This window comes from Anaerolineae bacterium, from assembly GCA_014360855.1.
Lineage (GTDB): Bacteria > Chloroflexota > Anaerolineae > JACIWP01 > JACIWP01 > JACIWP01.
The window spans coordinates 1-9,399 of sequence record JACIWP010000117.1; the positions used below are offsets into that span (position 1 = coordinate 1).

At 63.9% G+C, this 9,399-nt stretch carries 12 protein-coding genes and 1 other RNA gene; 9 read left to right on the plus strand and 4 right to left on the minus strand.

Annotation, left to right across the window (positions count from 1 at the left end):
* From H5T60_07820 to H5T60_07835, 4 genes are all read left to right on the plus strand, one after another.
* Nucleotides 1–1,041, plus strand: a 1,041-nt coding sequence (locus H5T60_07820; GenBank protein ID MBC7242338.1) for a molybdopterin molybdotransferase MoeA, incomplete at its 5' end; no start/stop codon positions are given.
* 11 nt (nucleotides 1,042–1,052) lie between these two features.
* Nucleotides 1,053–1,763: a cysteine hydrolase gene (locus tag H5T60_07825; GenBank protein MBC7242339.1), complete on the plus strand. Its 711-nt coding sequence runs from the start codon at nucleotides 1,053–1,055 to the stop codon at nucleotides 1,761–1,763.
* Nucleotides 1,760–2,287, plus strand: coding sequence for a molybdopterin-guanine dinucleotide biosynthesis protein B (gene mobB, locus H5T60_07830; GenBank protein ID MBC7242340.1), 528 nt, complete (start codon nucleotides 1,760–1,762; stop codon nucleotides 2,285–2,287). Before H5T60_07825 ends, mobB begins: the two co-directional genes overlap by 4 nt.
* A 27-nt stretch (nucleotides 2,288–2,314) precedes the next feature.
* Nucleotides 2,315–2,599 carry a hypothetical protein gene (locus tag H5T60_07835; protein ID MBC7242341.1) on the plus strand — a complete coding sequence of 95 codons (285 nt, stop codon included), beginning with the start codon at nucleotides 2,315–2,317 and terminating at the stop codon, nucleotides 2,597–2,599.
* Between the two features lie 110 nt (nucleotides 2,600–2,709).
* On the opposite strand, the gene mtnP is transcribed toward H5T60_07835, so the two are convergent.
* On the minus strand, nucleotides 2,710–3,597 hold the full coding sequence (gene mtnP, locus H5T60_07840) for an S-methyl-5'-thioadenosine phosphorylase (protein MBC7242342.1): 888 nt from the start codon (nucleotides 3,595–3,597) through the stop codon (nucleotides 2,710–2,712).
* A gap of 80 nt (nucleotides 3,598–3,677) precedes the next feature.
* Nucleotides 3,678–4,098, minus strand: a transfer-messenger RNA (tmRNA) gene (gene ssrA / locus H5T60_07845).
* A 122-nt stretch (nucleotides 4,099–4,220) separates the two neighbouring features.
* Between ssrA and H5T60_07850 the strand changes: the two genes are divergently transcribed.
* The 5 genes from H5T60_07850 to H5T60_07870 all read left to right on the plus strand — a co-directional run bounded on the left by H5T60_07850 (nucleotide 4,221) and on the right by H5T60_07870 (nucleotide 7,457).
* Complete coding sequence (locus H5T60_07850; GenBank protein MBC7242343.1) at nucleotides 4,221–4,688, plus strand: Rrf2 family transcriptional regulator; 468 nt, start codon at nucleotides 4,221–4,223, stop codon at nucleotides 4,686–4,688.
* Between the two features lie 23 nt (nucleotides 4,689–4,711).
* On the plus strand, nucleotides 4,712–5,791 hold the full coding sequence (cysE, locus tag H5T60_07855) for a serine O-acetyltransferase (GenBank protein ID MBC7242344.1): 1,080 nt from the start codon (nucleotides 4,712–4,714) through the stop codon (nucleotides 5,789–5,791).
* 128 nt (nucleotides 5,792–5,919) lie between these two features.
* Nucleotides 5,920–6,168, plus strand: a complete 249-nt coding sequence (locus H5T60_07860; GenBank protein ID MBC7242345.1) for a hypothetical protein — start codon at nucleotides 5,920–5,922, stop codon at nucleotides 6,166–6,168.
* A complete protein-coding gene (locus H5T60_07865) occupies nucleotides 6,152–7,288 on the plus strand; it encodes an aminotransferase class V-fold PLP-dependent enzyme (protein MBC7242346.1) in 1,137 nt (378 codons plus the stop codon). Before H5T60_07860 ends, H5T60_07865 begins: the two co-directional genes overlap by 17 nt.
* 4 nt (nucleotides 7,289–7,292) lie before the next feature.
* A complete protein-coding gene (locus H5T60_07870) occupies nucleotides 7,293–7,457 on the plus strand; it encodes a hypothetical protein (GenBank protein MBC7242347.1) in 165 nt (54 codons plus the stop codon).
* Between the two features lie 9 nt (nucleotides 7,458–7,466).
* Here the strand turns inward: H5T60_07870 and H5T60_07875 are convergent, their stop codons facing one another.
* Nucleotides 7,467–8,555, minus strand: a complete 1,089-nt coding sequence (locus tag H5T60_07875; protein MBC7242348.1) for a radical SAM protein — start codon at nucleotides 8,553–8,555, stop codon at nucleotides 7,467–7,469.
* 9 nt (nucleotides 8,556–8,564) lie between these two features.
* Nucleotides 8,565–9,290 carry a DUF72 domain-containing protein gene (locus tag H5T60_07880; protein MBC7242349.1) on the minus strand — a complete coding sequence of 242 codons (726 nt, stop codon included), beginning with the start codon at nucleotides 9,288–9,290 and terminating at the stop codon, nucleotides 8,565–8,567.
* Nucleotides 9,291–9,399 lie beyond the last annotated feature (109 nt).

Consider the following 9,399-nt stretch of genomic DNA (forward strand, 5'->3'; position numbering starts at 1 on the left):
GTCATCGGGGACCGAGCCGCCGGCTACGCGCCGGAGGTGGAGGTCACCCCGGGCACCGCGGTGCGCATTATGACGGGCGCGCCGATCCCACCCGGCGCGGACGCGGTGGTGCGCTTTGAGGACACGGATGAGGGGCAGGCGCTGGAGAGCAATTTGCACGCCGGCGCCCGACGCCAGGAGGTGCTGATCCTGCGGCCGGTGGCACCTCATGACAACGTGCGTGACGCCGGCGAGGACGTTCGCCAGGGCGAGCGGGTGCTGGCCGCCGGCACTGTCCTGCGGCCCCAGGAGATCGGCGTGCTGGCCTCTCTCGGCCGGCCGAGCGTGAAGGTGCACCGCCGGCCGCGGGTGGCGATCTTGGCGACCGGCGACGAGCTGGTGGATATTACCCAGCCGCTGGCGCCGGGCAAGATCCGCAATTCCAACGAGTATTCCAATGCGGCGTTGGTGCTGAAGTACGGCGGCATCCCCATCCGGCTGGGCATTGCGCGGGACAACGTGGCGGATTTGACGGCCAAGATCCGCGCCGGCCTGGACCAGCAGGTGGACCTCTTCATCACCTCCGCCGGCGTTTCGGTCGGCGACTATGATGTCGTCAAGGATGTGTTGAATACGCTGGGCCGCATCAACTTCTGGCAGGTGCGCATGAAGCCCGGCAAACCGCTGGCGGTCGGGCTGATTGACGGCGTGCCGCTGATCGGCCTGCCAGGGAACCCCGTTTCCGCCATGGTGTCGTTCGAGCAGTTCGTGCGGCCGGCCATGCGCGTCATGCAGGGCCGCCGGGCATGGCGCAAACAGCGCATCCAAGTGGTGCTGGACGAGGACATCAAGAACACCAGCGGCCGGCGGCATTTCATCCGCGCCATCGTCACCAAGCAGGGTGACCAGTACTTTGCCCGCACGACGGGCGACCAAGGCTCTGGCATCCTGACCTCCATGGTCAAGGCCAACGCCCTGCTCATCGTCCCCGAGGACCAGCGGCTCGCCCGCAAGGGGGAATTGGTCACCGCGGAAATGCTGGATTGGCCGGAAGTCGAATGAGGAGGGAAAGGATGAAGGCGGAAGAGTTTCTGCAGAGGAGCCGTCCCTTTCTGGAGTGGCTGGTGGAGTGGTACGAGAATTTGCCGGCGCTGTCCCTCGCGGAGATAGACCCGGCGGCGACCATGGTGCTCTCCGTGGACCTCATCCGGGGCTTCTGCACGGAGGGGCCGCTGGCCAGCCCGCGCGTGCAGGGCATTGTGCCGGCGGTGGTGCGCCTGTTCCAGATGCTGTATGACCATGGGGTGCGGCACTTCGTCCTCACCCAGGACACCCATTCCCAGCAGACGCCGGAGTTCGAGGCCTTTGGCCGGCACTGCCTGGCCGGCACGACGGAGAGCGAGACCATCCCCGAACTGCTCACCCTGCCCTTCTCGGACCAATTTGTGGTCTTCCCCAAAAATTCGCTCAGCAGTATGCTGGGGACAGGCCTGCCGGCCTGGCTGGAGGCGCATCCCGAGGTCAAGCAGTTCGTCATCGTAGGGGACTGCACTGATCTGTGCATCTACACCGCGGCCATGGACCTGCGCCTGCGCGCCAATGCCTTCAATGTCCCGGGGGTGCAGGTCATCGTGCCGGCGGACTGCGTGCAGACCTATGACCTGCCAGTGGAAACAGCGCGTCAGTTGGGCATCATGCCGCACGACGGCGACTTCCTGCACCGGGTGTTCCTGTACATGATGGCGCTGAACGGCGTCAAAGTCGTTGCCCAGGTGGTGCCATGAGCCAGGCGGATGCGGTTCCCATCGTTTCTATCGTCGGCAAGTCGGACGTGGGCAAGACCACGCTCATGGAAAAACTTATCCACGAGCTGAAGGCGCGCGGTTACCGGGTCGCTACGGTCAAACATCATGTGCACTGGTTCGAGATTGACCAGCCGGGCAAGGATACCTGGCGGCATGCGCAGGCCGGCAGTGACGTGGTGGTCATCGCCGCGCCCAACCGCATCGCCCTGGTCGAGCGCCTGGAGCGGGAACTGAGCATTGACGAGATTGCAGGGCGGATAGGAAAAGTTGACATTATCCTCACAGAAGGATATAAACGTGGCGATAAACCCAAGATTGAGGTTTCCCGCCGGGAGCGCGGCCGAGAGCTGTTATGCACCGAGGACGAACTGCTGGCGCTGGCGACGGATGAACCCTATCCGGAGCTGGCCGGCGTCCCACAGTTCCATCTCGATGATGCCGCCGGCATCGTGGACCTGTTGGAACAGCGCTTTTTACGCCGCCGGCCGGCGGGGAACGAATGATTTCCAGACTTTTCAGGAGAGAGACGTATGACCAGAGTGAAATGCCGACGCAGGGACTGTGCCTTCTGGGATGAGGGCGTGTGCAGTCGCGACCTGATCACCATCGACGAGGATGGCTGCCGCAACTTCGAGGAGATCGTGGACTTCCTGGAGGAAGAGGAAGAAATGGACTGGGACGTCGAGGAGGAGGAAGAGGAGGAGGAAGAAGAGGAACTCGACTACCTCGACGAAGAAGAGGATCTCTGGGAGGACGAGGAAGAGGATGAAGACGAAGGCCCCCGCGGCATATACCGCAATTCCTGGGGGCTGTAAGAGAGCCGGCGGCCAGTAGCCCTGGCCGTCCACTGGCTTCTCTGGCGCGACAAGCCGGCATACTTTGCCGGCTTGTCACGCGCTGTGCCCCCTGATGCGGAGGCCGGCCTTTAGGATTTCCCCGTGACATGCAGATATTTCTCCAGTAAGGGCGCGAGCTTTTCCCGGGTCGCTTCGGGCACCTGATCCAGCGGCGTCACCAGTGCGGTGCGGAGCGCATCGCCGCAGGCGCAGGTGCGCGCCGGCCTTTCGGCATGGAGCCGGCGCACCAGCTCCCTCACCGCTTTCTGGGCCAGCTCCGCGTTGCGCGCCAGCGTCTCAAACACCAGCTCCACGCAGACCGCCTCTTCCGTTTCATGCCAGCAGTCGTAATCGGTGACATGGGCCATGACCGCATAGCACATCTCCGCCTCGCGCGCCAACTGCGCCTCCGGGATGATGGTCATGCCGATGATGTCCACGCCCCATTGTCGGAAGATAATGGATTCCCCGCGCGAGGAAAAGCGAGGTCCCTCAATGATGAGATAGATGCCGCCGCGATGGACAGTGCCGCCGGCGGCTTCCACCGCATCCGCGACCCAGCGGCTCATGTGCGGGCAGAATGGGTCGGCGAAGGAGATATGGGCCACCAGCCCCTCGCCGAAGAAGGAATACTCGCGCCGGCGGGTGCGGTCGAACACCTGGTCGGGGATGACGATGTCGCCGGGCTTGTAGGCCTCTTTCATGGAGCCGCAGGCGCTGATGGCGACGATCCGCTCCACCCCCAACGATTTGAGCGCCCAAATATTGGCGCGGTAGGGCACCTCGCCCGGCAGGAGCCGATGTCCACGTGCATGGCGCGCCAGGAAGGCGACGCGTTCCCCTTCCAACGTGCCGATGCGGATGACGTCAGAGGGCCGGCCGAAAGGCGTGACTGGGTAATACTCCTCGATATCCTCCAGCCCGCTGAAATCGTACACCCCGGTGCCGCCGATGACGGCGATTTTCGGCGCTTCCATGTGCGTACCCCCTCCCAAGATATGCGTGAATATCCATGCGGTGAAAAAGACAAGGCCGCTTGATAACGCTCAAGCGGCCCAGGTGGAGATGGCGGGAATCGAACCCGCGTCCGAAGAATTCGGCCACGGACGGTTGTACAAGCTTCGTCAGTCGTTGGATCTCGCCTGAGGGCACCGGACTGACACGGGGCCATCAGGCCAGCCGATCGGTCTTAGGATGGAGGTATCGGCGTCCCCCCATCCGCACCTCGCCTGCTCTCACGCCCACTCCCGGCCCGACGAGGAGAGGTCGGGGTGGACGCAGTCACGCTCTCTGGTGACTGAGGCGTCTGCTCACCCTCGGATTAGGCAGCGAGAGCGACGCTCGCGGCCATCTTGGGGAACGCAAACGCCGGCTTTACAGTGTTTTTGGCACTTGTTTGTTTTGCTCTGGTTTAACGAGGAAGAGCACCTCGGCTTGCCATCCGTGACCAGCCTTCCCCGTCGAATCCATGCATCCCCATAGCGACAACTATATTATACCCGGTATCCAAGGAAAAGGCAAGATTTCGATTTGCCGCTCCAATACTTGACATCCGCTATCAACTATAGTACAATAGCGGTACGATGTGCAGGAGGGAGCTATGCTGCGGATCACGACCAAGGGACGATACGCCCTGCGGGCGATGCTGGACCTGGCAATGCATCAGCAGGATGCGCCGGTGACTCGCGAGGAGATCGCCGAGCGGCAGGGACTGCCGGCCACCTATCTGGCTCAGCTCTTCTCGGCATTGACCAAGGCCGGCCTGGTGGAAAGCGTGCGCGGCCCGGGCGGTGGATACGTGTTAACCCGTCCGGCGGACCAGATCACCGCCGGCGAAATTCTGCGCGCCGTCGAAGGCCCGATTTCCCTGACCGCCTGTGTGCTGGACGAGGAAGTGTGCGGCCGCGCCGGGCGCTGTTCCCTCCGCAAGCTGTATGAAGGGCTTAGCGACGCCATCGCCCATTATCTGGACACCGTCACGCTGGCTGATATCGGCGCCGGCAACATTCCCCATGAGTTCGCGGCCCCGGCGGCGGAGCAGCCGGCGGAATCCCTTCGAGAATCATAAGCCCCTGACGGTTGATTCGGCCGATGAACTGGCTACAACGCATTCGGGAAGATATTGACGTTGCCTTCCAGCGGGACCCTGCCGCGCGCACCCGCGCGGAGGTGCTGCTCACATATCCGGGCCTGCATGCCGTCTGGCTCCACCGTATCGCCCACTGGCTGTGGCGGCGCCGGCGCTTTCTGCTGGCGCGCCTGATATCCCATATCAACCGTTTCATCACGGGCATCGAGATTCACCCTGGTGCGAAAATCGGCCGGCGGGTCTTCATTGACCACGGCATGGGCATCGTCATCGGCGAGACGGCCGAGATCGGGGATGATGTGCTCCTGTATCAGGGCGTCGTGCTGGGCGGCACCAGCCTGGAGAAGACCAAGCGCCATCCCACGGTCAAGAACGGCGTGGTCATCGGCGCCGGCGCCATCGTCCTGGGCCCCATCACCATCGGCGAGAACGCCCGCATCGGCGCCGGCTCCGTCGTCATCAAGGACGTCCCGCCAGAGGCCACGGTGGTGGGAGTGCCGGCCAGGCTGGCCGGCCGGCGCGCGGACCAGGTAGACGCGCTGGAGCATGCCCGGCTCCCGGACCCGGTGGTCCGCGCGCTGAGCAAGGTGGTGGAACGGGAGAACGAGCTGGAGGAGCGCATCCGCCATCTCGAACAGCGCATGGCAGAGCTTCATGCGCTTGCTGGCGTAGAGGCGCCGGCGGTCGCCTCCGGGGAGCAGACCCAGCAGGCGATATGGGATGCCCTGCAGGACGTCATGGATCCGGAGATGGGCGTCAGCGTGGTCGACTTAGGGCTGATTCGCGATGTGCGCCTGCAGAACGGCGATGTCCATATTGACATGATATTCACCAGCCCGGACTGCCCCTTCGCCGGCCAGCTGATTGAGCAGGTGCGGGGCGCGGCGCGCAGTGCCGCCGGCATCGAACGCGTGCATGTCCACATTCGCGATGAACCATGGTCGTGGCGACATGTGCGCCTGGATCTCTCCAACGGCACGACCAACGGCCTGCTGGCCCGTCTGCTCAGCGAGAACGACAAGGACCGGCCGGCTCCTCCGCCCCCCTCTCCGGGGGAAGCCGGCGGACGCATTTCCCCCTGACCAGCCTGGCGTGCCCGCGATAGGCCGGAGATTCGTTGCCGGCGCAGTTGACAATCCATTCCCGCCGGCGTATACTTATGCACAAGATTGCATAATTCACCACCTTCCCAAGGTATAGGACGCAGTTCATGTCGAATCATGCCGTTCACCAGTCATCGCAACCGCGCAAACGCTTCATCTGGCTCACCATGGAGCCGGCGGACATCATCGAGCTGAAGCAGATTGTCCTGGACAACGATGCGGCCGGCGCCGAGGCTCTCTTCTTCCGCGTGATCCTGCCCCAGGTGCTCCGAAAGGCGGATCGTCTTGGCCTGGCCAATGCATCCTCTCCCTCCACCCTCTCATCCGGAGACACGCCCTATGGCCGTATATCTTGACAATGCCGCCACTAGCTGGCCCAAACCCGAGAGTGTCTACCGGGCCGTAGAGGACTTTATGCGCAACGTTGGTGCCACTCCCGGCCGGGGCGGCCACTGGCGTGAGGAACAGGCCCAGCGCATCGCCACCGAAGCGCGTCAGGCCATTGCCCAATTGGTGAACGCGCCGGCGCCGGAAGGGGTTATCTTCACCATGAACGCTACCCAGGCTATCAATATCGGCCTCAAAGGTCTTCTGCGGCCTGGCGACCATGTCATCACTTCTTCTATCGAACATAATGCCGTCTGGCGGCCGCTGAAAGCGCTGGAACGGCGCGACGTCCTCCTCACTGCCATCCCCTGTGCGCCGGACGGTACCTTGGACCCGGAGGACGTGGCGCGCGCTATCCGTCGGGAAACGCGCTTGCTGGTGGTGACCCATGCCTCCAATGTGCTGGGAACGCTCCTGCCCATTGGTGAGCTGGGGAAGATCGCCCATCAGCACGGCATCTATTTCATGGTGGATGCGGCGCAGACCGCCGGCGCCTATCCCATTGACATGCAGGCCATGCACATTGATCTGTTGGCTTTCGCCGGCCATAAGGGTACCTATGGCCCGCATGGCACCGGCGCGCTGGTCTTGCGCCCCGATATTCACCTGGACACTATCATGGAAGGCGGCTCAGGCATTCACTCGGCGGACGAGGCGATGCCGGCGGAACTGCCCCTGCGGCTGGAACCCGGCTCGCAGAATGCCGCCGGCATCGCCGGCCTGCTGGCCGGCGTGCGCTTCGTCCTGGAAAACGGCGTGGAGCACATTCGCGGGCATGAGATGGGCTTGACGCGCCGCTTCATAGAGCGCACCGCCGACATTCCCGGCCTGCGCATTTTGGGGCCGGCGGACCTGTCCCAGCGCGTGGCGGTCATCTCCTTGACGGTCGAGGGCTATTTCCCGGACCAGTTGGCCGCCGTGCTGGACAAAGTCTTTGATGTGGCCACGCGCGCCGGCCTGCACTGCGCCCCGCAAGCCCACCGCACCGCCGGCACCCTGGAGGACGGCGCCCTGCGCTTCAGCCCGGGCTACTTCAACACCGAAGAGGATATTGACTTCGCCGCCCAGGCCCTGCACGAGGCATTATGAAACCATGGCGAAGGAACAGATCGAGAAAACCCTGATACTGCTGGACGAGGATGAGGTCCAAGAAGTGCTGAAACTGGCGGCAACCAAAGACCGTCAGGCCATTCTGCTCTTCATCACAACGGTCATCTCGAAAAAGATCGAGGCCGCCCTGCGCAGCAGATGCCAGTGATTGGGGCGGCTACTCCTCATACTCCTCGCGCGAGAGCAGATGCCAGTTGCCGATGTGCACATTCTGCAGGCCGGCAGATTTGGCCGCCTCCACTGCCGCCAAGGCATGCGAGCGTGCGGTCGTCGGCAGGTCCGGCATGAAACACTGCGGCGCAAACCCCAACAGGACATAGGGGATGGCGGGGTGGAGGCCGGCGATAAAACCAGCGATACGGCGAACCTCCTCCACATCCACATAGCCGGGAACCAGCAGTGTGCTGGCGACCACCAGTGGGGGCGCCGGCCGCTCCTCAAACCGCCGTGCCGCCCTGGCGAAGTTCTCCAGCGTTTGTCGGTTGGAAGCCCCCGTGAGCACCATGTGCAGAGCTTCATCGAAGGCCTTCAGGTCGAACTTAACGATCCCACCGCTCTGCAGTGACAGCTCCACCGCCTGGTCCATCAGCTTGGGCTGGGCGTTGCCGGCGGTCTCCCAACATACGACCACCCCGCGCTGTGCCAGCGGGCGCGCCGAGGCGAGCGCGTGCGGCATCTGCGAGGCAGGGTCTCCCCCGAAATAACAGACACAGTACGTGTCCTTGCGCGCAGTGGCCGCCAGTTCCTCTGCGGAGAGGAAAGGTCCCCGCAGGATATCCGCCTCGCGGTAGTGCCAGTTCTGGCAGAAGAGGCAGTCAAAGGTACAGCTTGCGTAGAACACCGCCAGGTTATGCGCCCCGAACTGACGCCGGCCAGCGCATACCGGGTCCGCCACGCAGTTGGTCGGCAGGGGATCGCGGTACCAGTGCAGTAGTCCGCGCTGCGGCGTGCCAGCCAAATGCACCAGCCGGCCGTTCCGCACCGTCCGCAAGCCGCAGAATCCCCACCCACCCTCCGGGATGCGGCAATGATGCCCGCACAACACGCACGCCGTGCCCGCCGGATCGTGCGGTGGGGCTTCGGGCAGGCCGAACAGCCGGCGGCCGCGTCGGTGTGCCTCGCCGGCCAGTTGCACCGCCTCCTCGGGCTGTCGGCGGATGCACTCGGGGCACACACCGAGAAAGCCGGCGATCAGGGCGCCGCGCTTCCCACAAATGCGGCATCGCTTCTCCCCCACTTCCCGCATCCTGCCACCTCATGCACTATCGCCGGCGGTGAGCCGGCGAAACCGCAGGGCATCCTCCCACATACTGATGTTGTTGAACATACAGTAGGCCGTCGCAAACCCCTGGCACCAGGCAGATAACTGCCACAGGTCCTCGTCCGTATACTGATAACGGTAGCCGGTGCGGCCGTGCAGTCGGAAGTAGGCCGTGCCCGCTGTCGCCGGCAGGCCCTGAAACGGATCCACCGCATGAATGACGTCGTATTCGCGGCAGATGCCGGCGACGATCTCCCGCGGCCACTCGCCGCGCGGCTCCCACGCCAGCCGCAGGCCGGCGGGCCGGCGAGCATGCTCCAGAAATTGGCGGATGTTGCGGATATGTTCTGCGGTCGGGGTAAAGCGGGCCGGGCACTGCAGTACCACGATGCTCGCCTGCAGGGCGCCGGCGATCTCCAGGGTGCGTTCCCAGGCTGTCATCACCTCGTCGGTCGGTCGGAAGAAGCCGTAGTGCTCCGCCGGCCCGGGCAACTGCAGGCCGGCCTTGCGATAGGTGGGGGAAGAGGGGTCATGGGTGATGGCCTGCCAGGCCTTCATGGTAAACTCGAAGGCCGGCGGAGCTTCCTGGCGCCAGCGCCGCGCTGTCTCCACCTGGGGAAGCTTGTAGAAGGTTTGCTGGATTTCCACCAGGTCAAACTGCGCGAAATATTCCGCCCGTGAGCGCACGAACCCACAGCATCCGATGCGTATGGTGGCCATGATTCCACCTCCCTCCCCGCTCCATTTCCATTCTATCCATATCTCGTGCTCATGCCAAGCATACAGAAACCGCCGCGCTGGACGTATCCCTCCATGTGTTGTATAATAT

Coding starts and splice junctions, on each gene's coding strand:
- H5T60_07870 (MBC7242347.1), top strand. CDS start 7,293: ATGGCGAAGGAACAGATCGAGAAAACCCTGATACTGCTGGACGAGGAT.
- H5T60_07825 (MBC7242339.1), top strand. CDS start 1,053: ATGAAGGCGGAAGAGTTTCTGCAGAGGAGCCGTCCCTTTCTGGAGTGG.
- H5T60_07835 (MBC7242341.1), top strand. CDS start 2,315: ATGACCAGAGTGAAATGCCGACGCAGGGACTGTGCCTTCTGGGATGAG.
- cysE (MBC7242344.1), top strand. CDS start 4,712: ATGAACTGGCTACAACGCATTCGGGAAGATATTGACGTTGCCTTCCAG.
- mobB (MBC7242340.1), top strand. CDS start 1,760: ATGAGCCAGGCGGATGCGGTTCCCATCGTTTCTATCGTCGGCAAGTCG.
- H5T60_07875 (MBC7242348.1), bottom strand. CDS start 8,555: ATGCGGGAAGTGGGGGAGAAGCGATGCCGCATTTGTGGGAAGCGCGGC.
- H5T60_07860 (MBC7242345.1), top strand. CDS start 5,920: ATGTCGAATCATGCCGTTCACCAGTCATCGCAACCGCGCAAACGCTTC.
- H5T60_07880 (MBC7242349.1), bottom strand. CDS start 9,290: ATGGCCACCATACGCATCGGATGCTGTGGGTTCGTGCGCTCACGGGCG.
- H5T60_07865 (MBC7242346.1), top strand. CDS start 6,152: ATGGCCGTATATCTTGACAATGCCGCCACTAGCTGGCCCAAACCCGAG.
- H5T60_07850 (MBC7242343.1), top strand. CDS start 4,221: ATGCTGCGGATCACGACCAAGGGACGATACGCCCTGCGGGCGATGCTG.
- mtnP (MBC7242342.1), bottom strand. CDS start 3,597: ATGGAAGCGCCGAAAATCGCCGTCATCGGCGGCACCGGGGTGTACGAT.